This is a genomic window from Curvibacter sp. T50 (genome assembly GCF_057219955.1).
Window position 1 is genome coordinate 397,575 of record NZ_JBXVVU010000002.1, and the last position, 24,103, is coordinate 421,677.

25 protein-coding genes are annotated in these 24,103 nt (G+C 68.8%); 15 read left to right on the plus strand and 10 right to left on the minus strand.

Annotated elements, in window-relative coordinates:
* Window positions 1–18: 18 nt before the first annotated feature.
* Together AC2EBU_RS11210 and AC2EBU_RS11215 are read left to right on the plus strand one after the other, a co-directional pair.
* Window positions 19–1,368: a (Fe-S)-binding protein gene (locus AC2EBU_RS11210; protein WP_484610500.1), complete on the plus strand. Its 1,350-nt coding sequence runs from the start codon at window positions 19–21 to the stop codon at window positions 1,366–1,368.
* Between the two features lie 38 nt (window positions 1,369–1,406).
* Complete coding sequence (locus AC2EBU_RS11215) at window positions 1,407–2,000, plus strand: DUF3501 family protein (protein ID WP_484610501.1); 594 nt, start codon at window positions 1,407–1,409, stop codon at window positions 1,998–2,000.
* Window positions 2,001–2,063: 63 nt separating this feature from the next.
* On the opposite strand, the gene AC2EBU_RS11220 is transcribed toward AC2EBU_RS11215, so the two are convergent.
* Window positions 2,064–2,519: an SRPBCC family protein gene (locus tag AC2EBU_RS11220; RefSeq protein WP_484610502.1), complete on the minus strand. Its 456-nt coding sequence runs from the start codon at window positions 2,517–2,519 to the stop codon at window positions 2,064–2,066.
* Between the two features lie 263 nt (window positions 2,520–2,782).
* On the opposite strand from AC2EBU_RS11220, the gene AC2EBU_RS11225 reads away from it, so the two are divergent.
* The 3 genes from AC2EBU_RS11225 to AC2EBU_RS11235 are packed head-to-tail and all read left to right on the plus strand — an operon-like array spanning window position 2,783 to window position 5,807.
* Window positions 2,783–3,016: a DUF2256 domain-containing protein gene (locus AC2EBU_RS11225; protein ID WP_484610503.1), complete on the plus strand. Its 234-nt coding sequence runs from the start codon at window positions 2,783–2,785 to the stop codon at window positions 3,014–3,016.
* Window positions 3,016–4,602, plus strand: coding sequence for a cryptochrome/photolyase family protein (locus tag AC2EBU_RS11230; RefSeq protein WP_484610504.1), 1,587 nt, complete (start codon window positions 3,016–3,018; stop codon window positions 4,600–4,602). Before AC2EBU_RS11225 ends, AC2EBU_RS11230 begins: the two co-directional genes overlap by 1 nt.
* Window positions 4,599–5,807 (plus strand): FAD-binding domain-containing protein, encoded by a 1,209-nt coding sequence (locus AC2EBU_RS11235; RefSeq protein WP_484610505.1) that lies wholly within the window; start codon window positions 4,599–4,601, stop codon window positions 5,805–5,807. The genes AC2EBU_RS11230 and AC2EBU_RS11235 overlap by 4 nt, the downstream gene beginning before the upstream one ends.
* 55 nt (window positions 5,808–5,862) lie before the next feature.
* On the opposite strand, the gene AC2EBU_RS11240 is transcribed toward AC2EBU_RS11235, so the two are convergent.
* Window positions 5,863–6,573: a pseudouridine synthase gene (locus AC2EBU_RS11240; protein WP_484610506.1), complete on the minus strand. Its 711-nt coding sequence runs from the start codon at window positions 6,571–6,573 to the stop codon at window positions 5,863–5,865.
* On the opposite strand from AC2EBU_RS11240, the gene yaaA reads away from it, so the two are divergent.
* The 4 genes from yaaA (at window position 6,572) to queF (ending at window position 10,156) form a co-directional block, all read left to right on the plus strand.
* Complete coding sequence (yaaA, locus tag AC2EBU_RS11245; protein WP_484610507.1) at window positions 6,572–7,351, plus strand: peroxide stress protein YaaA; 780 nt, start codon at window positions 6,572–6,574, stop codon at window positions 7,349–7,351. The genes AC2EBU_RS11240 and yaaA overlap by 2 nt on opposite strands.
* Window positions 7,348–8,301: a 2OG-Fe(II) oxygenase gene (locus tag AC2EBU_RS11250; RefSeq protein ID WP_484610508.1), complete on the plus strand. Its 954-nt coding sequence runs from the start codon at window positions 7,348–7,350 to the stop codon at window positions 8,299–8,301. The genes yaaA and AC2EBU_RS11250 overlap by 4 nt, the downstream gene beginning before the upstream one ends.
* 90 nt (window positions 8,302–8,391) lie before the next feature.
* The gene (locus tag AC2EBU_RS11255; RefSeq protein ID WP_484610509.1) at window positions 8,392–9,291 is read left to right on the plus strand and encodes an alpha/beta fold hydrolase; all 900 of its coding nucleotides are present in this window, start codon (window positions 8,392–8,394) and stop codon (window positions 9,289–9,291) included.
* Window positions 9,292–9,310: 19 nt separating this feature from the next.
* A complete protein-coding gene (queF, locus tag AC2EBU_RS11260) occupies window positions 9,311–10,156 on the plus strand; it encodes an NADPH-dependent 7-cyano-7-deazaguanine reductase QueF (protein WP_484610510.1) in 846 nt (281 codons plus the stop codon).
* A gap of 27 nt (window positions 10,157–10,183) precedes the next feature.
* On the opposite strand, the gene AC2EBU_RS11265 is transcribed toward queF, so the two are convergent.
* From AC2EBU_RS11265 to AC2EBU_RS11275, 3 genes are all read right to left on the minus strand, one after another.
* Window positions 10,184–11,038 (minus strand): enoyl-CoA hydratase-related protein, encoded by an 855-nt coding sequence (locus AC2EBU_RS11265; RefSeq protein WP_484610511.1) that lies wholly within the window; start codon window positions 11,036–11,038, stop codon window positions 10,184–10,186.
* Between the two features lie 87 nt (window positions 11,039–11,125).
* Window positions 11,126–12,403, minus strand: coding sequence for a DNA polymerase IV (gene dinB / locus AC2EBU_RS11270; RefSeq protein ID WP_484610512.1), 1,278 nt, complete (start codon window positions 12,401–12,403; stop codon window positions 11,126–11,128).
* A gap of 128 nt (window positions 12,404–12,531) precedes the next feature.
* Window positions 12,532–14,226 (minus strand): SulP family inorganic anion transporter, encoded by a 1,695-nt coding sequence (locus AC2EBU_RS11275; RefSeq protein ID WP_484610513.1) that lies wholly within the window; start codon window positions 14,224–14,226, stop codon window positions 12,532–12,534.
* A 45-nt stretch (window positions 14,227–14,271) separates the two neighbouring features.
* Here AC2EBU_RS11275 and AC2EBU_RS11280 point away from each other — a divergent pair, with 45 nt between their 5' ends.
* Complete coding sequence (locus AC2EBU_RS11280; protein ID WP_484610514.1) at window positions 14,272–16,002, plus strand: sensor domain-containing diguanylate cyclase; 1,731 nt, start codon at window positions 14,272–14,274, stop codon at window positions 16,000–16,002.
* 16 nt (window positions 16,003–16,018) lie between these two features.
* Here AC2EBU_RS11280 and AC2EBU_RS11285 read toward each other — a convergent pair whose 3' ends face one another.
* Both AC2EBU_RS11285 and AC2EBU_RS11290 read right to left on the minus strand, forming a co-directional pair.
* Entirely contained in the window at window positions 16,019–17,359 is a 1,341-nt protein-coding gene (locus tag AC2EBU_RS11285; RefSeq protein ID WP_484610515.1) for a sulfatase family protein, read from the minus strand.
* Window positions 17,360–17,380: 21 nt separating this feature from the next.
* Complete coding sequence (locus tag AC2EBU_RS11290) at window positions 17,381–18,310, minus strand: Bug family tripartite tricarboxylate transporter substrate binding protein (RefSeq protein WP_484610587.1); 930 nt, start codon at window positions 18,308–18,310, stop codon at window positions 17,381–17,383.
* A gap of 145 nt (window positions 18,311–18,455) precedes the next feature.
* Between AC2EBU_RS11290 and AC2EBU_RS11295 the strand changes: the two genes are divergently transcribed.
* Window positions 18,456–18,971, plus strand: a complete 516-nt coding sequence (locus AC2EBU_RS11295) for a MarR family winged helix-turn-helix transcriptional regulator (RefSeq protein ID WP_484610516.1) — start codon at window positions 18,456–18,458, stop codon at window positions 18,969–18,971.
* A gap of 2 nt (window positions 18,972–18,973) precedes the next feature.
* Window positions 18,974–19,486 (plus strand): thermonuclease family protein, encoded by a 513-nt coding sequence (locus AC2EBU_RS11300; protein WP_484610517.1) that lies wholly within the window; start codon window positions 18,974–18,976, stop codon window positions 19,484–19,486.
* Between the two features lie 123 nt (window positions 19,487–19,609).
* On the opposite strand, the gene AC2EBU_RS11305 is transcribed toward AC2EBU_RS11300, so the two are convergent.
* The 3 genes from AC2EBU_RS11305 to gpmA form a co-directional block, all read right to left on the minus strand.
* Window positions 19,610–20,359: a HesA/MoeB/ThiF family protein gene (locus AC2EBU_RS11305; protein ID WP_484610518.1), complete on the minus strand. Its 750-nt coding sequence runs from the start codon at window positions 20,357–20,359 to the stop codon at window positions 19,610–19,612.
* A 23-nt stretch (window positions 20,360–20,382) separates the two neighbouring features.
* Entirely contained in the window at window positions 20,383–21,831 is a 1,449-nt protein-coding gene (locus AC2EBU_RS11310; protein WP_484610519.1) for a S41 family peptidase, read from the minus strand.
* Between the two features lie 106 nt (window positions 21,832–21,937).
* Entirely contained in the window at window positions 21,938–22,681 is a 744-nt protein-coding gene (gene gpmA, locus AC2EBU_RS11315; protein ID WP_484610520.1) for a 2,3-diphosphoglycerate-dependent phosphoglycerate mutase, read from the minus strand.
* Window positions 22,682–22,775: 94 nt separating this feature from the next.
* Between gpmA and AC2EBU_RS11320 the strand changes: the two genes are divergently transcribed.
* The 3 genes from AC2EBU_RS11320 (at window position 22,776) to secB (ending at window position 24,070) form a co-directional block, all read left to right on the plus strand.
* Window positions 22,776–23,186 (plus strand): rhodanese-like domain-containing protein, encoded by a 411-nt coding sequence (locus AC2EBU_RS11320; RefSeq protein WP_484610521.1) that lies wholly within the window; start codon window positions 22,776–22,778, stop codon window positions 23,184–23,186.
* 27 nt (window positions 23,187–23,213) lie between these two features.
* Window positions 23,214–23,474 carry a glutaredoxin 3 gene (gene grxC / locus AC2EBU_RS11325; protein WP_484610522.1) on the plus strand — a complete coding sequence of 87 codons (261 nt, stop codon included), beginning with the start codon at window positions 23,214–23,216 and terminating at the stop codon, window positions 23,472–23,474.
* Between the two features lie 140 nt (window positions 23,475–23,614).
* Window positions 23,615–24,070 (plus strand): protein-export chaperone SecB, encoded by a 456-nt coding sequence (secB, locus tag AC2EBU_RS11330; protein WP_484610523.1) that lies wholly within the window; start codon window positions 23,615–23,617, stop codon window positions 24,068–24,070.
* Window positions 24,071–24,103: the final 33 nt, after the last annotated feature.

Genomic DNA, 24,103 nt, shown 5'->3' on the forward strand with positions numbered 1-24,103 from the left:
CCAGAGGAGACCGACCCCATGACCCGCGAAGGCAATCTGGAGGCGCCCACGCGCCATCCGCTGGACTGGCAAAACCCCGCCTTCTACGACGAATCCGCCTGCTTTACCGAGCTGGAGCGCATCTTCGACATCTGCCACGGCTGCCGCCGCTGCGTCAGCCTGTGCGGCAGCTTTCCCACCCTGTTCGACCTGGTGGACAACAGCCCCACGCTGGAGATGGACGGGGTCGCCAAGGCCGACTACTGGAAAGTGGTGGACCAGTGTTACCTGTGTGACCTGTGCTACATGACCAAGTGTCCCTACACGCCGCCGCACGCCTGGAACCTGGACTTCCCCCACACCATGCTGCGCGCCAAGGCCATCAAGTTCCGCCAGGGCAAGGTCGGCAAGGCCGAGCAGTTTCTGGCCTCCACCGACGTGCACGGCAGCTTTGCCGGCATCCCCGTGGTGGTGCAGGTGGCCAACGCCGTCAACCGCACCCAGGTGGCCCGCGGCGCGATGGAAAACCTGCTGGGCGTGGACAAAAACGCGTGGCTTCCGTCGCTGGCCACGCGCAAATTCCGGTCTGCCGCGCCCGCTGCCGCCGCCAGCGCCGTGGTCAACGGCGAGCGCACCCCCGGCAAGGTGGCCATCTTCTCCACCTGCTACATCAACTACAACGAGCCCGGCATCGGCCTGGACCTGCTGAAAATCCTCGACCACAACGCCATCCCCTACACCCTGGTCGAGAAAGAGCGCTGCTGCGGCATGCCCAAGCTGGAGCTGGGCGACCTGGAGGCCGTGCGCGCCGCCAAGGAAGCCAACATCCCCGTGCTGGCGAAATACGCCAAAGACGGCTTTGCCATCCTGGCCGCCGTGCCCAGCTGCGCGCTCATGTTCAAGCAGGAAATCCCGCTCATGTTCCCTGACTGCGCCGACACGCAGCTGGTCAAGGAGCATGTCTGGGACCCGTTCGAGTACTTCATGGCCCGCAAACGCGACGGCCTGCTCAAGACCGAGTTTCCCCAGCCGCTGGGCAAGGTCAGCTACCAGGTGCCCTGCCATGGCCGGGTGCAGAACATCGGCCGGAAAACCGAAGAAATGCTCAAGATGATCCCCGGCACCAGCGTGCAGACCACCGAGCGCTGCTCCGGCCATGCCGGAACCTTCGGCGTCAAGAAAGGCAGCCACCAGCAGGCCCTGAAAATCGGCAAACCCGTCTTCAAGGCCATGGCCGCCCACAAGGACGGCGGCGCGCCTGACCACATCAGCTCCGACTGCCCGCTGGGCGGCCACCACATCGCCCAGGGCTTCGAAGTCAACGGCCTGGGCAGCCCGCCGCTGAGCCACCCCCTCACCCTGGTGCGCAAAGCCTACGGGCTGGAATGAACCCCACTTCCCCTCGACACCCCGCAAAGGACCCCGCCATGCTCTGCACCGGCCACATCACCCCCGACAGCCTCATGAGCCTGGAGGCCTACAGCAAATGGCGCAAGCTGCACAAAGCCGAGCTGATCGCCCACCGCAAACAGCGCACCGTGCACCTGGGCGAGCACATCACGCTGCAGTTTGAGAGCGAGCGCACCATGCGCTACCAGATCCAGGAAATGCTGCGCATTGAAAAAATCTTCGAAGAAGAGGGCATCCAGCAGGAGATCGACGCCTACGCCCCGCTGGTGCCCGACGGCAGCAACTGGAAAGCCACGATGATGATCGAGTACCCCGACGTGACCGAGCGCCAGCGCGAACTCGCCCGCCTGATCGGCGTGGAAGACCGCCTGTTCGTCGAGGTGGAAGGGTACGAACGCGTCTACGCCATCGCCGACGAAGACCTGGAGCGCGAAAACGCCACCAAAACCAGCGCCGTGCACTTCGTCCGCTTCGAATTCACCCCGCCCATGCGCGCCGCCATTCAGGCCGGCGCCGCCGTCAAACTGGGTTGCGACCACACCCACTACCCGGCGCACCTGATGATCAACGCGGAAGGGCTGGCGAGCCTGGCGGGGGATTTGAGGGGGTGAGGGGGGCTGTAGCTCGGCAAAGCAGTCAGGGGGAATCAATAAGCGTAGCGGAAAAGAACCTTTCTACGCGGGGTATTGGCCACTTTGGCTTGATATCCTGGCTCCAACGCCCTCTGCCCGCGCCTTCAGCCGAGCCAGCGTCACCGGCAGGCCGCTGTTCAGGCGGCGGGTCATCAGGGGGGCCAGCAGCAGCGACAGCGGGCCGGTGAACGAAACGCGGTGGACGACCTCGGTCTGCGCAGCGGCCAGCGGGGTCAGTTCATGCTCGAACACCATACAAAACAGCGGGATGCGCGATTCGGCCGTGAAGGCGCGGCCCGGCACCACCCGGGTCAGCACCATGGGCACGGTGTTGCCCTGCGTCGGGGTCAGGCGGCCGCGGCTGCCCACGGCAAACGGGCCGTCCAGGCGGGCGCGCTTCGTGTCCGGGTCCCAGGTGTGCCAGTTGGGCACATCGGCGTAGAGGGCAAAAATGGTGTCGGCCGGTGCGGCGACGGTGATGCGGTGTTCGACGGGCATGGGGTAGGGGCCTGTGCCGGGGCGCCGGGGCGGTGTGGGGCGCCTCGGGGCGGCGATTTCATCCGGGTGGTTTCCGCCGGCCATTGTGCGACAAGCCCCTGCGACTTGGAGCAGAACTCCGGCCCGGTTGGACGGGGCACGGGTGCAGTGGCAGCATCGGTGTCCATGCTGAAGGGTTTTTTGATCAGGGCCAGCGGTGATGGTTGCGGGAGGGGGCGCGTGCCGTGGTCCGCAGGCGGGGCCGGTCCCGGGGGGCGCCGCCCATGAGCCGCCGCCCGAGCGACACCGGCTGGAAAGGCAACAAGGCCGCGCTGCCGTCCAAACCCTGCGCCGTCTGCGGCCGGCCGATGAGCTGGCGCAAGGCCTGGGCCAAAAACTGGGACGCCGTGCTCTACTGCAGCGACGCCTGCCGCCGCGCCGCCAAAGGCCGGCACGCGCCGCCCACGGCCACGCCCATGCCGAACGAACCCTCGCCGCCCCCCGGACGCCGCCGCTGATGCACCACCCGTCCAACCGGCCCGTGCCGCCCATTCCCCGGCCGCTGCGCCACCTGGTGCTGGTGCTGGGCGACCAGCTGAACCACGACGCCAGCGCGCTGGACGGCTTTGACCCGGCGCAGGACGCGGTCTGGATGGCCGAGGTGCGCGAAGAGAGCACGCACGTCTGGTCGGCCCAGGCGCGCATCGCGCTGTTTCTGTCGGCCATGCGCCACTTTGCCGACGAGCTGCGCGCGGCCGGGCGGCCGCTGGTCTACACGCCGCTGGACGCACCGGACAACACCGGCACGCTGGCGGGGGAGCTGTCCCGCGCCATCGCCGCGCACCGCCCGCAGGCGTTGGTGATGACGGCTCCCGGCGACTGGCGGGTGCTGCAGGCCCTGCGCGGCGCCGCCCGGGCGGCGGGGATGGCGCTGGCGCTGCGTGACGACCGGCATTTCTACGCCACGGTGCGCGACTTTGCCGCCCACGCGGCCGGGCGCAAACAGCTGCGGCTGGAGTTTTTCTACCGCGCGCTGCGCCAGCGCCACGGCGTGCTGATGGACGGTGACCAGCCCGCCGGCGGGCGCTGGAACTTTGACGCCGACAACCGCGAATCCTTCGGCGCCGCAGGCCCTGGCGCCGTGCCGCCGCCCCCGTTTTTTGCGCCCGACGCCACCACACTGACGGTGCTGGCGCTGGTGCGCGAGCACTTCGGCAGCCACCCGGGCGGCCTGGACGGCTTTGCCTGGCCGGTGACGCGCGCGCAGGCGCTGGCGGCGCTGCACGACTTCATCACCCACCGCCTGCCGGCCTTCGGGCGCTGGCAGGACGCGCTGTGGCCCGGCCAGCCGCTGCTGTGGCATTCGGGCCTGTCGGCGGCGCTGAACCTCAAGCTGCTGTCGGCCCGCGAGGTGGTGGACGCCGCCGTCGTCGCCTGGCAGGCCGGCCGGGTGCCGCCGGCCAGCTGCGAGGGTTTTGTGCGGCAGATCCTGGGCTGGCGCGAATACGTGCGGGGTCTGTACTGGACCCGCATGCCCGACTACGCCGGCGCCAACGCCCTGCAAGCCCAGGCCGACCTGCCCGCCGCCTTCTGGACCGGCGACACCCCCATGGCCTGCCTGCGGGACGCGCTGGGCCAGACGCTGCGGCTGGGCTACGCGCACCACATCCAGCGGCTGATGGTGATCGGCCTGTACACCCTGCTGCTGGGGGTGGACCCGCGCCAGGTGCAGGCCTGGTTTCTGGCGGTGTATGTGGATGCGGTGGAGTGGGTGGAGCTGCCCAACGTGGTGGGCATGAGCCAGTTTGCCGACGGCGGCCTGATGGCCAGCAAACCCTACATCGCCAGCGGCCAGTACATCGAGCGCATGAGCGGCGGGCGCCACTGCCGCGACTGCGCCTTCAACCCGCGCGAGCGCCTGGGCCCCACGGCCTGCCCCTACACCGTGCTGTACTGGGACTTTCTGCAGCGCCACGAAGCGCGGCTGGCCGCCAACCCGCGCACGGTGATGCAGGTGCGCAACCTGGCGCGCCTGGGCGCCGGCGAGCGCGCCGCCATCCGCGCGCAGGCCGAGCGGCTGCGCGCCGGGCCGCAGCCCACATGACGCCCCCGCGGATGCCGGACCTCACGCCCCAGGCGGCTCACGCCCGGCTGGCCGCCGTTGACCCGGCCGCCTACGCCGCCAGCCGCAACCACCTGGACGGCGCCGTCACCGGCCTGTCGCCCTGGATCACGCACGGACAACTCACGTTGGCGGAGGTGGTCGAGACCCTGCGCGCCCGCCACCACCTGCCGCTGACGCACAAGCTGGTGTTGGAGCTGGCCTGGCGCGCGTACTTCCGCCACACCTGGCGCCAGCTGGGCGACGCGATCTTCGACAGCCGCCACCCCGGCCCGCTGCCCGACGGCGCCTACGCCCCCGCGCTGCCGCCCGACCTGCGTGCCGGCGCCACCGGCGTGCCCGCCGTCGACCAGGCGGTGCGCACGCTGTATGCCACCGGCCTGCTGCACAACCACGCCCGGCTGTGGCTGGCGGCCTACACCGTGCACGTGCGCAAGGTGCACTGGCGCGCCGGGGCCGACTGGCTGTACGGCCACCTGCTGGACGGCGACCTGGCCAGCAACCACCTGTCGTGGCAGTGGGTGGCGGGCACCGCCAGCGCCAGGCCGTATCTGGCCAGCGCCGCCAACATCGCCCTGTTCGCGCCGCCCGCCTGGCACAGCCCCGGCACCGTGCTCGACCAGCCGCCCGACGCCCTGCTGGCGCTGGCCACCCGGCCTGAGGACGCCGGCCCCGAGCCGGGCGCGCACCCGGGCGCGCACCCGGTCGTCTGTGAGCCCGCGCTCACCGCTGAGCCCCCGCCCGCGCTGCGGGACCTGTTCCGCCCGCCCGACCCCGCCGCCGTGGCCGGGCAGGACCTGTGGCTGGTTCACCCCTGGAGCCTGGCCGATGCGCCCCCCGGCACGCAGGCGGTGGCCGTGCTGGACAGCGCCTGGCACAGCCGCTGGCACTGGTCACCCGCGCGCTGGCACGTTGTCATCACCCGCATGGCCGCGCTGGCACCCGTGCGCTGGCTGGCGCCCGCCGACACCCTGGCCGCCGCGCTGGGCGCCGCCCGCCGCGTGCGCGGCCGCGCCAACCCGCACCTGGCCCCGGCCCTGGCGCGCGTGTGCACCGAGCCCGACCTGCCGCCCTGGCCCGAACCCGCCGCCGCCTGCCGCTCGTTTTCCGCCTACTGGAGCCGGGTGCTGAAGGCTTCGCGGCCCGCTGCATCCGAGGGGGTGGGTGATTTGCTTCCGAAAAAATAGCAAACGATGACCATTCCACGATGGGAATGGCCACTTTTTGGCCTGAATCCGCGCGTCAGTCCCCGCCACCGCAGGCGGCGGCCTCCCACAGCGCCCATTCCGCCCCTGGGGGCGCTTCGATGCCCAGCGCAGCACCGGTCACCGGGTGGGCCAGGGCCAGGCCGGTGGCGTGCAGCCACAGGCGCTGCTGGCCGATCAACGCCGCCACGGCGCGGTTCAGCGGGCCTTTGCCGTGGGTGGCGTCGCCCAGGATGGGGTGGGCGATGTGCTTCAGGTGCCGGCGCAGCTGGTGGCGGCGGCCGGTCTCGGGGTGCAGGGCCACGCGGGCGACGCGCTGGCTGGCAAAGCGGCCATCGGGCAGCGGCAGCGTCAACCGCTCGATGGTCTGGTAGCGGGTGCGGGCGTCCTGCACCTCTTCGCGGCTGGTGCGCTGGTCGTCCGGCAGGCGGCGCAGCGGGTGGGCGATGGTGCCGGCGTCCGGCGGCCAGCCGCGCACCATGGCGTGGTAGGTTTTGGCCAGGCCGTCGCCGGCCTCGAAGCGCTGGCCCAGCGCGCGGGCGGTGTCGGCGTCCAGGGCAAACAGCAGCACGCCGCTGGTGCCCTTGTCCAGCCGGTGTACCGGCCAGACCGGGCGGCCCAGCTGGTCGCGCAGCAGTTGCAGCGCAAAACGGGTTTCCCCCGCGTCCAGCCCGGTGCGGTGCACCAGCAGGCCGGGGGGTTTGTCCACCGCTGCCAGATAATCGTCGCAGTACAGGATGGTCAGCATGTTGTTTCTATTGTCCCCCGCCAAATCCCTCGACTACGACAGCCCGGTGGCCGATCTGCCGCACACCCGCCCGCTGTTTGTGGACGACGCGGCGGCGCTGATCGCCGTGCTGCGCGAGAAAACGCCGCCCGAGGTGGCCTCTCTGATGGACCTGAGCGACACGCTGGCGGCGCTGAACGTGGCGCGCTACGCCGCCTGGAGCCCGCGCTTCACCGCCACCAACTCGCGCCAGGCGGTGCTGGCCTTTGACGGCGATGTGTACGACGGCCTGCGCGCCCGCGAGCTGCCGGCCGACGACCTGGCCTGGGCGCAGGCGCATCTGGCCATCCTGAGCGGGCTGTATGGTGTGCTGCGCCCGCTGGACCGGCTGCAGCCCTACCGGCTGGAGATGGGCACCCGCCTGGCCACGCCGCGCGGCAAGGATCTCTACGCCTTCTGGGGCGCGCGCATCGCGCAGCACCTGAACACCCGCCTGGCGGCGGACGCCACGCCGGTGGTGGTGAACCTGGCCTCGCAGGAATACTTTCGCGCCGTGGACCGCCGCGTGCTCAAGGCCCGGGTGGTGGAGTGTGTGTTTGAAGACTGGAGCGCCGGCCGCTACAAGATCGTCAGCTTCTTTGCCAAACGCGCCCGCGGCCTGATGGCCCGCTACGCCATCACCCACCGGCTGAGCCTGCCGCGCCAGCTGGAAGCCTTTGACAGCGACGGCTATGCGTTTGCGCCGGCCGCGTCCGAACCCGACCGACTCGTTTTTCGCCGCAAGGAGAAACCGGCATGAGCCAGATCATCACCCGCGAACTGCGCCACTGGATCGTGACCCAGGCCGAAGCCGGCTGCACGCCCGAATCGGTGCTGCAGGCCATGAAGGCGTCCGGCTGGCAGGAAGACATTGCCATCCACGCGCTGGAAACCACCCTGTCCGATCACCTGCGCGGACGAGGCCTGTCACCCGAGGCGATTGTGGCCACGGCCCAATCGACCGAAGGCGGTGGCGGTGGCACGGTGACGACGCAGGCCGCCGTGGGCGCCGGTCGCACCGCAGCGGCCCCCAGCGGGTCGGCGGCGCGCCGGGGGCGTCTGCCCGAGCCCGACGTGGCCGGCGCGCCGCTGACCCTGGACGCCGGCGACCGCCGCGTGGCCGTGCTGGCGGTGATGGAGAAACCGCGGGTGGTGGTGCTGGGCGGCCTGCTGTCCGACGAGGAGTGCGACGCCCTGGTCGCGCTGGCCGCGCCCCGGCTGGCCCGATCGCGCACGGTGCAGCTGGCCACCGGCGGCGAAGAACTCAACGACGACCGCACCAGCGACGGCATGTTTTTCCACCGGGGCGAGCATCCGGTGGTGGCGCGGATCGAGGCGCGGATTGCCCGGCTGGTTCACTGGCCGGTGGAGAACGGGGAAGGCATCCAGGTGCTGCGTTACCGACCGGGGGCGGAGTACAAACCCCATTACGACTATTTCGACCCGGCCGCGCCGGGCACGCCCAGCATCGTGCGCCGGGGTGGCCAGCGTCTGGGCACGGTCGTGATGTATCTGGCCGAGCCCGAGGCCGGCGGTGGTACGGTGTTCCCCGATGTGAACTTCGAAGTGCTGCCCCGCAAGGGCAATGCCGTGTTCTTCAGCTACGACCGGCCCGACCCGTCCACCGGCACGCTGCATGGCGGCTCGCCCGTGCTCGCCGGCGAGAAATGGATCGCTACCAAGTGGCTGCGCGAGCGCGAATTTGTCTGACCGCCGATCCCCCGGCCCGCCGGGCGACCCCGGCGAGTGTGATTGCATGAGAAACTGCCGATAGCCATCGTAAAAAGGTCATGGTTTGCTATGAAAATCAAAGCTAACGGCATCGAGATCGAGCTGGAAGACACCGGCGCCGACGGCGGCCAGGCCGACCGCCCGGTGGTGCTGCTGATCATGGGGCTGGGCATGCAGCTGGTGCACTGGCCGCCGGCGTTCGTGTCGGCGCTGGTGGACGCCGGCTACCGCGTCATCCGGTTCGATAACCGCGACGTGGGTCTGTCCACTCACCTGGACCACCTGGGCGTGCCCAACCTGGTGTGGGCCGGCCTGCAGCACAAGCTGGGCTTCTCGCCGCGCGCACCCTACACCCTGCACGACATGGCGCAGGACGCGCTGGCGGTGCTGGACGCCCGGGGCGTGGCCCGCGCCCACGTGGTGGGCGTGAGCATGGGTGGCATGATTGCCCAGCGGCTGGCGCTGGCCGCACCGCAGCGTGTGGCCAGCCTGACCAGCATCATGAGCTCCAGCGGCGCGCGCGGCCTGCCCAGCGCCGACCCGCGCATCGTCAAGACCCTGCTCAGCCGCCCGGCCAGCGCCGCACCCCAGGACGTGCTGGACCACTACGTGCGCCTGTTCACCGCCATCGGCAGCCCGGACTTTCGCGTGCCCGAGGCCGAAATGCGCGATCGCATCCTGGCCGGCATCAGCCGCAGCTACCGCCCGGTGGGCACCATGCGCCAGCTGCTGGCGGTGGTGGCCGACGACCAGCGCGCCCGCGAGCTGCCGCGCATCGCCTGCCCCACGCTGGTGCTGCACGGCCACGCCGACCTGCTGGTGCCGTTTGCCTGCGGCGAAGACACCGCGCAGCGCATTCCCGGCGCGCGGCTGGTGGGCATCCCCGGCATGGGGCACGACCTGCCGCCCGGCGTGGTCACCCAGCTGCTGAGCCACCTGATTCCCCACCTGGACGGCGCCCGCGCCTGACGCCCACCCCCTTGCCGCCATGACGCAGCCTGAACACTCCCCCTTGGGCAAACCGTCCGCTTACGCCGACCACTACGACCCCACGTTGCTGTTTCCGCTGCCGCGCGCGCCCAAACGCGCCGAAATCGGCCTGACCGGTGCACTGCCCTTCGGCGGCGCCGACCTGTGGACGGCCTACGAGCTGTCGTGGCTGAACCCGCGCGGCAAACCGCAGGTGGCCATCGCGCACATCACCGTGCCGGCCGACAGCACCCACATCGTGGAAAGCAAATCCTTCAAGCTGTACCTGAACAGCTTCAACAACAGCGTGTTCGCCGACGCCGACGCGGTGCGCGCCGCGCTGCGGCGTGACCTGTCCGCCGCCATCTGGCAGGGCGGGCCGATGATGGCCAGCGTGGGCGTGAAGCTGCTGACGCCCGAGCTGTTCGACCGCGAACCCATCCACGAACTCGACGGCCTGAACCTCGACCGGCTGGATGTGGAATGTTCCCGCTACCAGCCTGCGCCGGATCTGCTCACCGCCGCGTTTGACGAACAGCCGGTGCAGGAAACGCTGGTCAGCGGCCTGCTCAAAAGCAATTGCCTGGTCACCGGCCAGCCCGACTGGGGCAGCGTGCAGATCAGCTACGCCGGCCCGCAGATCGAGCAGGGCGGGCTGCTGCAGTACATCGTGAGCTTTCGCAACCACAACGAATTCCACGAGCAGTGTGTGGAGCGCCTCTTCACCGACCTCTGGACCCGCTGCCGCCCGAACAAACTCACCGTCTACGCCCGCTACACCCGCCGCGGCGGCCTGGACATCAACCCCTGGCGCAGCAGCCACCCCGGCCCCCTGCCGGCGAACGTGCGCACGGCGCGGCAATGAAGGCCATCGGCGTTCGCCGGGCGGCGTTCAGCCCAGGTCGTTGAAGCGCACCAGCGGCGCCAGGTCCGGAAAACCGGGGGCGCGCTTGAGTTTCATGGCCATGATCGACTCGCGCACGTTGGCATTGCTCCATACGCCGCTTTGCAACCAGCCCATCTGGCGCAGGCTGTCGTCCACGCTGTGGTCGCGGGCGTAGTTGATGGCCTGTTTGGTGCCCCAGATGGCCACCGGCGGTTTGCTGGCAATCTCGCGCGCGCAGGCCAGGGCGCCCGCCACCAGGGCTTCGTGGTCGTCGAACACCTCGGTGACCAGGCCGTGCGCCAGCGCCTTGTCGGCGCCCAGGCGGCGGCCGGTGTAGGCCAGCTCGCGCACCAGGCCCAACGGCAGCAGCTTGGGCAGGCGTTGCAGGGTGCCCACGTCGGCCACCATGCCGATGTTGATCTCCTGCACGCAGAAGAAGGCGTCGCGGCTGGCGTAGCGGATGCAGGCGGCGGTGACCAGATCCACCGCGCCGCCGATGCAGCCGCCGTGGATGGCGGCAATGGTCGGAATACGCAGTGTCTCCAGTTTGGTGAAGGTGGCCTGCATGGGCGCCAGCAGGTCGAAGATGGCGGCGCGGCCCTCGGCGCTGGTGTCGTCCATGGTGATGGCGCCGCCGAAGGTCTCCAGCGCCATGCCGGCGCTGAAATGTTTGCCGGTGCTGCTGACCACCAGCGCCCGGGCCGCCGGGCTGTGGTGCAGCCAGCTCAATGCCTCGTCCAGTTCGCGCCAGAACGTGGGGTTCATGGTGTTCATCGCGTCCGGGCGGTTGAGCACCAGGTGGGCCACCGCGTCGGTGACCGTGAGGGAGAAGTGGGTGAGGGTGGGGGCAGGGTGTGTCATGACGGCGACTGTAGTGCAGCCGCCGTTGCGCCGTCCGTCACCCACGGGACCAGACGCTCCCCCCGGGGCCGGGGGGGCTCTCCCGGGTCAGAACAGGCTGCCGCTGACCAGTTGCTTTTTTATAGCGGAAGAAGACCTTTTCACGCTGGGTGCCTGCACTTTTCGTTCCAAATCGGCCGCGACAGGTGCCGAGGGCAGGGGCACCCCCGCTTCCACAGGCGTCAGCGAGCCCACGCGCACGCCCAGCAGGCGCAGCCGCCGCGACAGATCCACCCGTTTGAGGCACTGGCCGGCCACGCGGCGCAGCGTGGCGGCGTCCTGTACGGCGTGGTCGATGGTCTGGTCGCGCGTCACGCTCTGGAAGTTGTCGTAGCGCAGCTTGATGCCGATGGTCTTGCCGCGGTAGCCCTTGCGCGCCAGGTCGGCGGCCAGCTGTTCGCACAGCCGGGTAAAGATGGCGCCCAGCTCGGCCTTGTCGCGCACGGCATGCAGGTCGCGCTCGAAGGTGGTTTCGCGGCTGATGCTGACCGGCTCGCTCTCGGTGACCACCGCTCGCTCGTCCCGGCCCCAGGCGGCGTCGTGCAGCCAGGCGCCATAGCTGCGGCCAAAGGTGGACACCAGCCAGTCCCGCTCCCGGGCGGCCAGTTCGCCGATGGTGCGGATGCCGTGGGCGGCGAGCTTTTCCTCCGCTTTCGGGCCCACGCCGTTGATCTTGCGGCAGGCCAGCGGCCAGATCAGGGGCTGCAGGTCATCGGGCTGGACGATGCTGATGCCGTTGGGTTTGTTGAATTCGCTGGCCATCTTGGCCAGCAGCTTGTTGGGCGCCACCCCCACCGAGCAGGTCAGGCCGGTGGCGTCGAAGATGCTTTTCTGGATCAGCCGCGCCAGCACGCGCCCGCCCTCGCGCTGGCCGCCGGGCACGGCGGTGAAGTCGATGTAGACCTCGTCCACCCCGCGGTCCTCCATGACCGGCGCGATGTCGGTGATCACGGCCTTGAAGCGGCGCGAATAACGCCGGTATTCGTCAAAGTCCACCGGCAGCAGGATGGCCTGCGGGCACAGCCGGGCCGCCTTCATCATCCCCATGGCCGAGCCCACGCCGAACTGCCGCGCCGCGTAGGTGGCGGTGGTGATGACACCGCGGCCGGTGTAGTCCTTGAGCACGGGAAAGGCGGCGACGGGAATCTCGTGCAGCGGCAGATCGGCGTGGTGCTCTCGCAGCGCGTCATCCAGGCGCCGCCGCCCGCCGCCGATCACCACCGGCAGGCCCTTGAGCTGCGGGTAGCGCAGCAGCTCCACCGACGCGTAAAACGCGTCCATGTCCAGGTGGGCGATGCGGCGGGGTGGGTTCACCGGGGAAAGCATAGCGTGTGGCGCCGGTGGCGGGGCTTGACAGCACATTCAGGGCAAAAATGCCGCTTACCCAGCGTGAAATGGTGTTTTATTGCTCTGAAAACAGGAATAGTTTTCGCCCCGCCGGCGGTTGTTCCGGTTCAGATGGCGGCGGCCGGCAGGTCGGCCGGGTCCGGGTGCAGGCGTGCGAGTGCGGCCAGCGCCTCGGCGTCGGTGCGGTAGGCGCGCAGCAGCGGGTCGCCGGCTGGCCATTGCCCGGCTTCGCGCAGCACCCGCTCCACCGGCAGCTTGATGCCGCTGATGTGCAGCGTGATGCCGCGGTCGGCCAGCTGGCGGCGCAGCTGGCTGAAGGTTTCCACGCCGGTGGCGTCGATGCGGTTGATCGGCTGGGCGAACAGGCAGACATGCCGCGTGTCCGGGCGCGCTGCCAGGTGTTCGTTGATGGCGCGCTCGAAGCCGCTGGCGGCGGCAAAGTCCAGCTCGGCATCCATGCGCAGCGCCACCAGCTGCGGCGCCAGCGGGGGCAGCTGCCACAGGTGGCGGTCGCGCAGGCTGCCGTCCGGGTGCAGGCCGACTTCGATGATGCGCGGGTGCAGCCGGTGGTGCAGAAAATGCGACAGGCCCATGATCACCCCCGCCAGCACGCCCCAGTAGATGCGCGGCGCCGTCAGCAGCGTGACGCCGAACGTGACGGCCGCCGTCACGGCCTCCACCCGGGCCACCCGCCAGAGCTGGGCAAAAGCCGACGGGCGCACCAGGTTCATCACCGCCACCACCACCACGCCCGCGAGCACCGCGCGGGGCACGTGGTAGAGCACGGGGGTCAGCACCAGCAGCGCCAGCAGCACCAGCGCCACCATCACCACCGAGGCCCAGCCGGTGCGTGCGCCGGCGTACAGAAACACGGCCGAGCGCGAAAACGAGCTGCTCACCGCAAAGGTGCCGCTGAACGCCCCGGCCAGCTTGGCCAGGCCCTGGCCGATCAGGTCCTGGTTGTCGTCCCAGCGCCGTCCTTCGCGCTGGTTCTCCACCCGGGCGCTGGACGCGGTTTCCAGAAAACTCACCAGCGCAATCACCATGGCCGGCACCACCAGCTGGCCCAGCGCCTCCAGCCCCGGCCAGTGCGGCACATACAGCGATGGCAGCCCCGCAGGCAGGGTGCCGATGACCGCGCCCCCGGCCGCCGCAAACCCAAGCAGCGCCGACACCCCCGCCGCACCGCCCACCACGATCACGATCATCGGCAGCCGCGGCCACCAGCGCCGCCCCGCCAGCAGCAGGGCCACGCCGGCCAGGCCGAAGGCGGCCGCGCGCAGATCGGGCATCGGCCCGGTCAGCAGGCTGGTCAGGGGGCCCTTCAGGCCCAGCAGCGCGGGCAGCTGCGAGGCAATGATCAGCAGCGCCGCCGCCTGGGTAAAGCCCATCAGCACCGGGGCGCTGATGACGTTGAGCAGCCAGCCGAAACCGCCGACACCCATCACCAGCTGCAGCAGACCCGACAGCACCGCCAGCCAGACGGCCAGATCCACCCACTGCGCGCTGCCGGGCTCGGCCATGCCGGTGAGTGACGCGGCCACCAGCAGACAGGTCAGCGCCGTCGGGCCCACCGACAGCCGGGACGAGGCGCCCCACAGCACCCCCACCAGCGCCGGCAGCAAGGCCGCGTACAGACCGGTGACCAGCGGCATGCCCGCCAGGGCCGCATAGGCCACCGACTGCGGCACCATCAGCAGCGCCACCGTCAGGCCGGCGTTGAACTCGCCCCGCCACTCGTTCGGGCGCAGGCGGGTCCAGGCAAGAAACGGCAGCCAGCGCTGCCACACGGTTTTGTCCATGGGTCAAGCATAGCCGCGCCGACACGCGCCGTTACCATTGCCGGCATGGCTGAACACGATGGATGGCGGGCCCGCTGGCGGGCCTGGCGGGTGGTGCTGGGGGTCTGGCTCGCGGTGTGCGGGGCGTGGGTGCTCGCCGCCGGGCCCGACATCTCCCGTGGCGCGCTCTACTGGATCGACGCCTCCGCCCGATCGGAGGTGTCCGCCGTGGCGTCGTTGCCCAGACGGATGTTCGAGCCCCTGGCGCCGGGGCAGACCTTTTCGCTCGACGACGCCGCGCTGTGGGTTCGGCTGGAGATTCCCCCGCTGGACGGCGCGCGCCGCTGGTACTTGCAGGTGGATTTCAACGCGCTGGACCGGGTGGAGCTGTACCAGCCACGGGCCGACGGTGGCTGGAATCAGCAGCAGGCTGGCGACCGCCTGCCCCTGTCGCAGTGGTCGCTGCGCGACCGCCTGCCCGTGTTCCGGGTCGACCCCGCCGGGCAGCCGCGCACGGTCTGGCTGCGGGTGATGAACCGGCCGGTGCCCGTCAGCCCCGAGATCACGCTGCTGGACGAAGACAGCCGCGACGCCTGGCGCGTGCGCACCTTTGTCGCGCTGGGGGCGTATTTCGGCTTTGGCGCGCTGGTGCTGTTCATCGGCCTGGTCCACGCCCGGCTGTACGCCGACCGCGCCTTTGTGGCCTACGGCGTGTATGTGGCCAACATGCTGGCGTTGCAGGTCTCGTTCACCGGGCTGGGCGGCCTGCTGCTGTGGCCGGAGTGGCCGGCCGGCAACAACGGCTCGCCCGCGCTGTTCACGCTGTGGCTGACGGCCAGCAGCATCTGGTTCCTGCGCGAGGTCTGCGCGGTGTCGCGGTTTCACCGCGGATTTGACCGCCTGCTCGGGCTGTGGTCGCTCTTCGGCTGGCTGTATCCGGTGGTCTACATCCTCCTGCTGAACCGCCCGGCGCTGGTGACGCTGCACGCTTACGTGTTCCTCTCCGGCCTGCTGGGGCTGGCGGTGTGTTTCTGGGCCTGGCGGCAGGGCGAACGGTATGCCGGATGGGTCGGCCTGGGGCTGCTGCCGGTGGTGCTGACCTTTCCGTTTCCCGCGCTGCGCAACCTGGGGGTGCTGCCGGCGAACGTGCTCACGCAGTACGCGCTGGTGCTGGGCTCTTTGGTCGAAATCCCGCTGCTGCTCTACATCCTGCATCGCCGCGCCCGCGATTTCAGCGAAAACCGTGTGCGCCTGCGCTCCATCGACAGCACCGACCCGCTGACCGGCCTGGTGGCCAGCCCGGTGCTGGGGCTGCGGCTGCGTGACGCGTTGCGCCGGGCGCGCAGGTATGGCCACCGCTGCGGCGTGCTGCTGGTCGAGCTGTCGAACCATGCCGAGCTGGTCGAGGCCGGCGGCCGGGAGCTGGGCGAGCGCGCGCTGGTGGTGGCGGCGTCGCGCCTGAGCCGGGTGGTGCGCGATATCGACACCGTGAGCCGCGTCTCCGAACGGTGCTTTGCCATCCATGTGGAAGGTCCTTCCGATGCGGCATCGCTGGCCGACCTGGCCACGCATGTGGTGGCCAAGGGGCTGGCGCGCACGCCGCTGCTGCCGCCGGATCTGTCCCTGCGCCTGCGGGTGGTGACCCTGCTGGTGCCCGACCCGGCGCTGGCGGGCCTGGAAGGCGAGGAGGGTGACGACGAGCGCTGCCTGGCCGTGCTGCGCAAGGGCCTGGAGCGCATGGCGGCGGACGACCGGCGCGCGATCCGCCACCTGGGCCGGCCCGAGCCCACGGTCTGAGCGGAATGGCCGCGCTTCAGCGCTGCGGCATGTCCTTGGCGCTGTAGCCCAGGCTCACCGTGGCGTCGGCGGGAATGGCGGGCATGGTGTCGTTCCAGGCTTCCCAGGCGGCGCGCAGTTGCGCCAGGCGCGCGGGCTCGCGGGCGGCGAGGTTGGCGCGTTCGCGCTCGTCGGCCGGGATGTTGAACAGGTAGTCGTGGCCGTCGACCCGCAGGTATTTCCAGTCGCCATCGCGCAGCGCGCGCTGGCCGCGGTGGTTCATGCGCCAGTACAGCGGGCGCGGGAATTCGCGGTCGGCCGCCTGCAGCACCGGCAGCAGCGAAAGGCCGTCCAGCGGATAGTCCGGATCCGGTGAGACGCCGGCCGAGCCGTCCAGCACCCCGGCAGCATCCAGCAGCGTGGCGCTCCAGTCCATGGTCAGGCAGGGCTGGGTGGTCTCCCGACCGGGGGCGATCACGGCAGGCCAGTGGGCGATCCAGGGCACACGGATGCCGCCTTCGGTGAGGTCCATCTTGCCGCCCACCAGCGGCCAGTTGTCGGAGAAGCGTTCGCCGCCGTTGTCGCTGGTGAAGACGATCAGGGTGTTGTCCAGCTGGCCGTTGCGGCGCAAGGCCTCCACCAGCCAGCCGATGCCTTCGTCCATGTGGTGGATCATGCGGCGGTAGGTGTGGATGTTGCCGCCGTGCAGGTGGAACAGGTTGTCCTTCACCTCGTGCGCGAGCGCTTCGTCGTCCCGGGTTTCCCAGGGCCAGTGCGGTGCGGTGTAGTGCAGGCTCAGCAGGAAGGGCGCGTCCTGGCCGGCCATGCGGTCCACCCAGTCGACGGCCCGGCGCGAGAGCAGGTCGGTCAGGTAGCCTTCCTCGTGGCGCTCGGCGTCGCCGAAATACAGGTCGTGGCTGCCGTTGTTGCTGCAATGGGTGAAGTAGTCCACGCCGCCGGACATGGGCCCGAAAAATTCGTCGTAGCCGGATTTGAGCGGCCCGAACACCGGCGGGTAGCCCAGGTGCCATTTGCCGATCAGCGCGGTGCGGTAGCCACCGGCGCGCAGCAGCGAGGGCAGGGTCGGGTGCTCGGGCGGCAGGCCCAGCGTCGTGCTGCCTTTGCTTTTGCTGTTGATCGGCTCTTCGGCTGCGCCGCGCAGACGGTATTGCCAGCGGGCGGTGGCCATGGCAAAGCGCGTGGGCGAACACACCGGCGAGTTCGAATAACCCTGCGTGAACCGAAGGCCGTTCGCGGCCAGCCGGTCCAGCACCGGGGACACCGGGCCGAACGCGGCGTCGCGGCCGCCGTAGCAGCCCAGGTCGGCAAAGCCGAGGTCGTCGGCGACGATGAAGACGAAGTTGGGGCGGCGGGCCATTGGAGGCACGGTTCGGTCCGTTCAGGGCTGGAAGCCGGATTTCTGCACCACCGGCGCCCATTGGGCGCGGTAGGCCTTGAGCATGGTGGCCGTTTGTGCCTGTGTGCTGACAACCGGGGTCATCTTGGCGTCGGTGAATTTGCGCTGGGTGTCCGTGTCCTGCATGACGTCACGGATCGCCGTGGCGAGCCGGGCGACGCGGTCGGCGGGCATGGTCGCGGGTGCGAAGAAGGTATTCCAACCGCTGGCGGCCAGCGGCAGACCGGCTTCGCGGAAGGTGGGCACAGCGGCACTCCAGGGGGAACGGCGGTTGCCCGAAGACGCCAGGATGCGCAGCTTTCCGGCCTCGTGCTGGGGCAGCAGGGTGTCCAGGGTGTCAAAAGCCACCGGCACCTGGCCTCCCAGAAGGTCGGTGAGCAGCGGGCCGGAACCGCGGTAGCCCACCACCTGCGCTTGCACTCCTGCCTTTTCGCCGGTCATCAGCGCGAAGAAATGGGGCAGGCTGCCTGTGGCCGGTACACCGAAGTTGGCTTTTTCGGGATTGGCACGAAGCCAGGCCAGCAGGTGCGATAGCTCGCGCACCGGCACAGCGGTGGCGACCGCCAAGCCGAATTCATAGTCATTGACCTGCGAGACCGGCACAAAGTCGCGTTCGGCGTCGTAGCCGTTGTCCTTGAACACGAGCGGCGCGACCACCATCACGGCCGGGTTGGCCAGCATCAGCGTGTTCTGCGCGGTCGTGGCCGTGCGCAGTTGCTGGGCGGCCAGGCGTCCGCCAGCGCCGGGCCGGTTTTCAACGATCACGGGGGTGCCGAGCTTGGTCTGCAGCTTTTCGGCGACGATACGCGCCACCCGGTCGCTGGAGCCGCCGGGGGCGTAGCCCACCACAATCCGCAAGGTGGTGTCGGCGCTCTGGGCTGCAACGGCAAAAGGTGCCAGTGCGGCGAGCATGCCGCCCAATAATGCGCGGCGGTTCTTCAAGGTGGGCATGTTTCTTTCCTCATGGTGGTTCCGGTTACCAATGTCCGGGCAAGGAAAGCACTGTAGATGGATGACAATCGATTGATCTAATCAACCATCCTCCGGAGTTACCCTGATGGCCGGGACGAACCTGATCGAGCCCAAGGCAACCGACGAGCTTTTCCTGTATCGGCTGTCGCGCCTTCGCGCCGCCGGCGGGCGGCGGGTGATCCGGCTGTGCGAGGGGGAATTCGGCATCACTCGGCGCGAGTGGGGCCTGCTGGGCCTGCTGGCGCGCGACGACGGCATCCTGTCCTCGCAGCTGGCCGAGCGCGCCCATCCGGACCGGGCGCGGACATCGCGGGCGGTGTCCGGCCTGGTGGCCAAAGGCCTGGTGCGGCGCACCGTCCGCACGGGCGACCGGCGTGCCGTTGCCCTGCACCTGACCGAGCAGGGGCAAGCGGTCAATGCGGCGCTGCTGCCCCGGGTGGCGGCCATCAACCGCGAGCTGCTGTCCGTGCTGTCGGCGTCCGAGCTCGATCTGCTGGATGACCTGCTGCTGCGCCTGCAGGCGCAGGCCGATGCAATGACACCCGACGCGGACGGGCCCAAGGCGGACCGACGGCGCGGCAGGCGCGCGCGCCGCGCCTAGCCATGCGGAAGCGCGTTGGCGTTGGGCTGCTCGGTCTGGCCGCCGTGGCCTGTGCGTTGGTGACGCCGAGTCACGCCGGTGTATGGACGGGTGTGGCCACGCGTATCTCCGATGGCGACACCCTGTGGGTCCGGCCAGATGACGGCGGCGCACCGCGCCGGGTGCGCCTGCAGGGGATTGATGCGCCCGAACAGTGCCAGAGTGGCGGGACGGCGGCGCGTGCGGCGTTGGCGCGACAGGTACAGGGGCAACGTCTGGTGGTGCAGGTGCTGCGGCGCGACGACTGGGGACGGGCACTGGTACGCATCACCGTGAATGGCAGGGATCTGGGTGCCGACCTGGTACGCCAGGGACATGCCTGGTCGGACGGCTGGCGCCACCATCCCGGGCCGTATGCGGTCGAAGAGGCGCAGGCGCGAGTGGCCCGCCGCGGAGTGTTCGCGCAGGCCGCCGAACGGCCGCGGGACTTTCGGCGCCGTCACGGTCCCTGCGAGCGCAGGGATGGGGGGGCCTGAAGCGCCGGGTCTGCCCGCAATCGGCCCCGGTGGCACGATTTGGCAAGAAAAACAGGCATACCCATTGTAAAAAGGTCGCCTGAAGCTATCAATTAGGTAGCGTTAGGGCGCGGGTCGGAGCGCTCAATGCGGGCCGCAGACCGGACAGGCTGCCTGTCGGGGCAGCCGGATTTCGGTCCATTCCATCGCACGCCCGTCGAGCATCAGCAGCCGACCGGCCAGGGGCGCGCCGATGCCGGCAATCAGCTTGAGCGCCTCGGCCGCCTGGATGGTGCCAATGATGCCCACCAGCGGGGCAAACACGCCCATGGTGGCGCAGCGGACTTCTTCGTGGGCCACCGATTCGGGAAACACGCAGGCGTAACAGGGCGATTCGGCGCTGCGGATATCGTAGACCGTGACCTGGCCATCAAACCGGATGGCGGCCCCGGAGACCAGGGGTTTGCCATGCCGCACGCAGGCACGATTGATGGCGTGGCGGGTGGCGAAATTGTCGGTGCAGTCCAGGACCACGTCCGCTTGCGGCACCAGGCGGTCCAGCAGGGCATCGTCGGCCCGTTCGTGCCGGGTGGTGACAAGGGGGTCGGGGTTGAGCGCGGCGATGGCCGCACGCGCCGAAGCGGCCTTGGGCTGTCCGAGCCGGGACAGGTCATGGGCAATCTGCCGCTGCAGGTTGGTGGCGTCGACGACGTCGGGGTCGACGATGGTGATCCGGCCCACGCCGGCGCTGCCCAGGTACAGCGCGACCGGAGAACCCAGCCCCCCGGCACCAATGACCAGCGCGTGGCTCGCGAGCAGCCGCTCCTGACCCTCGATGCCCAGATCGTCGAGCAGGATGTGCCGCGAGTAACGCAGCAGCTGGTCGTCGTTCATCGTCGGGCGGCTGCGGCGCGCTCCTATTCGGCCTTCTTCTCGGGTTTGCGCTCGGTCTGTGTTTTGCTGACCAGCACCGGTTTGCCCTTGAGGCGGTTGAGCGCCTGCTGCAGCTGGAAATCCTTGTCGCTGCCCAGCTCCGGCAGCTTGCGCTCGGCGGCGGGTTTGCGCGATTCTTCTTCCAGGCGCTTGCGGGCCTCTTCGCGGGCACGCTCGCGGGCGGGATCGGGCTTCTCTTCGGCTTTGCCATCGCCATTGCCGAGGTGTTTTTCCAGGTCGGCTTCCCGGGTGCGCAAGGCGGCAAAGGGGCTGCCCTCCGCGGTGTCGTCGACCAGCAGGTCGGGCATGATGCCCTTGGCCTGGATAGTACGGCCGCTGGGTGTGTAGTACAGCGCGGTGGTCAGTTTCAGGCCGGTGTCCGGTCCGAGGGCACGAACGGTTTGAACGGAACCCTTGCCGAAGGTCTGGCTACCCATGACCGTGGCGCGTTTGTGGTCCTGCAGGGCGCCGGCAACAATTTCACTGGCGGAGGCGGAGCCCTCATTGACCAGCACCACCAGCGGGACCTGGCGCAGCGCGGCGCGCAGCGGCTCGGAAAGCTTGCGCAGCGGATCGGGCCCGCGGCGCACGTAGTGCTCGGGTGCCGTGGTGAAGACGGCTTTGCTGTCCGCGAGCTGGCCATTGGTGCTGACCACCGTGACGTTGTCCGGCAGAAAAATCGCGGAAATGGCAATGGCCACGTCCAGCAGCCCGCCCGGGTCATTGCGCAGATCCAGCACCAGTCCGTTGAGATTGCCGTCCTTGTAGAGTTCTTCGATCCGGCGAATGAAGTCTTCGGTGCTGCGCTCCTGGAACTGGGTGAGGCGAATCCAGCCATAGCCGGGCTCTATCAGCCGTGCCTTGACCGATTGCGTCTTGATCTCCTCGCGGGTGATGGTGACCGGGAAGGTACGGTTCTCGTCCTTGCGGAAGATGGTCAGCGTCACCTGGGTGTTGGGCTCGCCGCGCATGCGCTTGACCGCCTCGTTGATGGACAGACCCCGCACGGCGGTGCTGTCGATGCGGGTGATCAGGTCGCCGGATTTCAGGCCTGCGCGGTGGGCGGGTGAACCTTCGATCGGTGAGACCACCTTGACCAGACCGTCTTCCTGCGTGATTTCAATGCCGACGCCGACGAAGCGGCCGCTGGTGCCTTCGCGGAATTCCTTGTAGCTCCGTTTGTCGAAGTACTGCGAATGCGGGTCCAGGGCCGAGACCATGCCGGAGATGGCGTCGGTGATCAGCTTTTTCTCGTCCACCGGCTCGACGTAGTCGGTCTTGATGATGCCGAAGACCGCTGCAAGCTGCTGCAGTTCTTCTAGGGGCATGGGGGCGACACCCCCGCGGGCCACAGTCTGCAGCGAAACGGTCGTCAGCGCCCCGGCCAGTGCGCCGATCGAGATCCAGCCGGCAATCTTCAGTTTGTGACCCATGATGTCCCTTCCAGGGCGGTCAATATAGCGTGTTGGTGCCTGGGGTGCATCGAGGCGTTCGATTGATTGCAGCGGTGGTGTGGTGAATGCCGTGATGCCAGGGCGGTCAGGCCTTGCCCTGGTTGGCAACCGCAGCGGCAGCCTTCGCTGCAGCCTCGGCATCACCGAGGTAATAGCTGCGGATGGGCCGCAGGTTGTCATCGAGTTCGTACACCAAAGGAATTCCGTTGGGAATGTTCAGGTTCACGATGTCACCCTCCGAAACATTGTCCAGGTACTTGACCATGGCCCGGATGCTGTTGCCGTGTGCCGCGATCACCACGCGCCGGCCACTGCGGATGGTGGGCGCCAATACCTCGTTCCAGAAGGGCATGACCCGCTCTACCGTGTCTTTCAGGCATTCGGTCAGTGGAACCTGCCGATCGGTCAGGGCGGCATACCGCCTGTCGCCCCGCTCACAGCGCGGGTCGGTGGGTTCGAGGGCGGGCGGGGGGGTGTCGTAGCTGCGACGCCAAACCAGCACCTGGGCATCGCCGTATTGACGCGCCATGTCGGCCTTGTTCAGTCCTTGCAGGCCGCCGTAGTGGCGCTCGTTCAGGCGCCAGTCCTTGACGACGGGCAACCAGGTGCAATCCATTTCGTCCAGGCAGTAATTGAGGGTGTGCACCGCGCGCTTGAGCACCGAGGTGAAGGCGATGTCGAACTCGTAACCTTCAGCCTTGAGCAACTTGCCGGCTGACATGGCCTGCGATACACCGGTCGGGGTCAGCTCCACATCGGTCCAGCCGGTGAAGCGGTTTTCCAGATTCCAGGTGGATTCGCCGTGGCGAACAAGGACGAGTTTGTACATGGCAGGGATGCAAAAAATGGGTCAGGTAATGCAGGACAAAGCCTCTCATTCTAGAATGTCAGCCCTGTTGCGTACGCCCTGTGGAAGGTGCTCTGTGGATTTTTTTATCAATAACTGGACGCTGATCGCCATTGCGGTCGGATCGGGTGCGATGCTGATGTGGCCGTCGATTGCCAGCGGCGGTGGCGCCGGCTCGCTCGACCCGACGGGTGTCGTGCAACTGATGAACCGCGAGAAGGCGGTGGTGATCGACGTCTGCCAACCTGCCGAGTATGCGGCGGGGCATGTGGTCGGTGCCCGCAATGTGCCGATGGCCGAACTCAACGCCCGCTTGCCCGAAATGGTGAAGAACAAGGCAACGCCGGTGATTCTGGTCTGCGCGTCGGGCATGCGCTCCCGGGGCGCGGTGGCCATCGCCCGCAAGCTGGGCTATGAGAAGGCCCATTCCCTTGCCGGTGGCATGGGGGCGTGGCGTGCAGCCAGCCTGCCGGTAGAAAAAGCGTGAACATAGAGGCTTGATCGGAGAGTCACTATGCCCACCGTTCGGATGTACACCACCGCCGTTTGCCCGTATTGCGTTCGGGCCAAGCAACTGCTCAAGGCGCGAGGCGTCGAGACCATCGACGAAATTCGTATTGATGTCGACCCGGCGCAGCGCGACCACATGATGGCCGTGACCGGGCGTCGTACCGTGCCGCAGATTTTCATTGGGGCCACCCATGTGGGCGGGTGCGACGACCTGATGGCGCTGGACGCCCGTGGCGAACTGGTTCCCATGCTGGCGACGGCCTGATCGCCGGGGCAGTTCACCGGTCGTGCCCGGTTCCCGGGCGCCCCGGCCGGATGGCCGATAATCCGCGTTGATTGCGCAACCCGCTCCGGGACAGTCCGTGGCGGGTTTTTTCTGATCCTTTATCCCCACTGGTGCTTCTTATGGCCGAACTTGACCCCGTTTTCCAGATTCAGCGCGTTTACCTCAAGGAGGCTTCGCTGGAGCAGCCGAATTCCCCTGCCATCCTGCTGGAGCAGGAGCAACCTTCCGTTGACATCCAGTTGGCCGTCGACGCCACACCGGTGGCCGAAGGCATCTTCGAGGTCGGGGTGACCGCCACCGTGCAGACGAAGATTCAGGATAAGACGGTGTTTCTGGTCGAATGCAAACAGGCCGGGATTTTCGAGATCCGCAACCTGCCGGAAGAGCAGATGGGCCCGATCATGGGAATCGCCTGCCCGCAGATTGTTTACCCCTACCTGCGCGCGAACGTCGCCGACATCATCACGCGTGCCGGCTTTCCTCCGGTTCATCTGGCCGAAATCAACTTCCAGGCCATGTACGAACAGCAACAGGCCGAAGCGGCGCAGAGCGCGCCCCAGATCATTACCCAGTAATTCGAACCGATGCTGCGCGGATCGGTTTGCGGG

Excerpts from the sequence above, each read along its gene's own strand:
- AC2EBU_RS11210 (WP_484610500.1), top strand. The coding sequence starts at position 19 with ATGACCCGCGAAGGCAATCTGGAGGCGCCCACGCGCCATCCGCTGGAC.
- AC2EBU_RS11215 (WP_484610501.1), top strand. The coding sequence starts at position 1,407 with ATGCTCTGCACCGGCCACATCACCCCCGACAGCCTCATGAGCCTGGAG.
- AC2EBU_RS11220 (WP_484610502.1), bottom strand. The coding sequence starts at position 2,519 with ATGCCCGTCGAACACCGCATCACCGTCGCCGCACCGGCCGACACCATT.
- AC2EBU_RS11225 (WP_484610503.1), top strand. The coding sequence starts at position 2,783 with ATGAGCCGCCGCCCGAGCGACACCGGCTGGAAAGGCAACAAGGCCGCG.
- AC2EBU_RS11230 (WP_484610504.1), top strand. The coding sequence starts at position 3,016 with ATGCACCACCCGTCCAACCGGCCCGTGCCGCCCATTCCCCGGCCGCTG.
- AC2EBU_RS11235 (WP_484610505.1), top strand. The coding sequence starts at position 4,599 with ATGACGCCCCCGCGGATGCCGGACCTCACGCCCCAGGCGGCTCACGCC.
- yaaA (WP_484610507.1), top strand. The coding sequence starts at position 6,572 with ATGTTGTTTCTATTGTCCCCCGCCAAATCCCTCGACTACGACAGCCCG.
- AC2EBU_RS11240 (WP_484610506.1), bottom strand. The coding sequence starts at position 6,573 with ATGCTGACCATCCTGTACTGCGACGATTATCTGGCAGCGGTGGACAAA.
- AC2EBU_RS11250 (WP_484610508.1), top strand. The coding sequence starts at position 7,348 with ATGAGCCAGATCATCACCCGCGAACTGCGCCACTGGATCGTGACCCAG.
- AC2EBU_RS11255 (WP_484610509.1), top strand. The coding sequence starts at position 8,392 with ATGAAAATCAAAGCTAACGGCATCGAGATCGAGCTGGAAGACACCGGC.
- queF (WP_484610510.1), top strand. The coding sequence starts at position 9,311 with ATGACGCAGCCTGAACACTCCCCCTTGGGCAAACCGTCCGCTTACGCC.
- AC2EBU_RS11265 (WP_484610511.1), bottom strand. The coding sequence starts at position 11,038 with ATGACACACCCTGCCCCCACCCTCACCCACTTCTCCCTCACGGTCACC.
- dinB (WP_484610512.1), bottom strand. The coding sequence starts at position 12,403 with ATGCTTTCCCCGGTGAACCCACCCCGCCGCATCGCCCACCTGGACATG.
- AC2EBU_RS11275 (WP_484610513.1), bottom strand. The coding sequence starts at position 14,226 with ATGGACAAAACCGTGTGGCAGCGCTGGCTGCCGTTTCTTGCCTGGACC.
- AC2EBU_RS11280 (WP_484610514.1), top strand. The coding sequence starts at position 14,272 with ATGGCTGAACACGATGGATGGCGGGCCCGCTGGCGGGCCTGGCGGGTG.
- AC2EBU_RS11285 (WP_484610515.1), bottom strand. The coding sequence starts at position 17,359 with ATGGCCCGCCGCCCCAACTTCGTCTTCATCGTCGCCGACGACCTCGGC.
- AC2EBU_RS11290 (WP_484610587.1), bottom strand. The coding sequence starts at position 18,310 with ATGCTCGCCGCACTGGCACCTTTTGCCGTTGCAGCCCAGAGCGCCGAC.
- AC2EBU_RS11295 (WP_484610516.1), top strand. The coding sequence starts at position 18,456 with ATGGCCGGGACGAACCTGATCGAGCCCAAGGCAACCGACGAGCTTTTC.
- AC2EBU_RS11300 (WP_484610517.1), top strand. The coding sequence starts at position 18,974 with ATGCGGAAGCGCGTTGGCGTTGGGCTGCTCGGTCTGGCCGCCGTGGCC.
- AC2EBU_RS11305 (WP_484610518.1), bottom strand. The coding sequence starts at position 20,359 with ATGAACGACGACCAGCTGCTGCGTTACTCGCGGCACATCCTGCTCGAC.
- AC2EBU_RS11310 (WP_484610519.1), bottom strand. The coding sequence starts at position 21,831 with ATGGGTCACAAACTGAAGATTGCCGGCTGGATCTCGATCGGCGCACTG.
- gpmA (WP_484610520.1), bottom strand. The coding sequence starts at position 22,681 with ATGTACAAACTCGTCCTTGTTCGCCACGGCGAATCCACCTGGAATCTG.
- grxC (WP_484610522.1), top strand. The coding sequence starts at position 23,214 with ATGCCCACCGTTCGGATGTACACCACCGCCGTTTGCCCGTATTGCGTT.
- secB (WP_484610523.1), top strand. The coding sequence starts at position 23,615 with ATGGCCGAACTTGACCCCGTTTTCCAGATTCAGCGCGTTTACCTCAAG.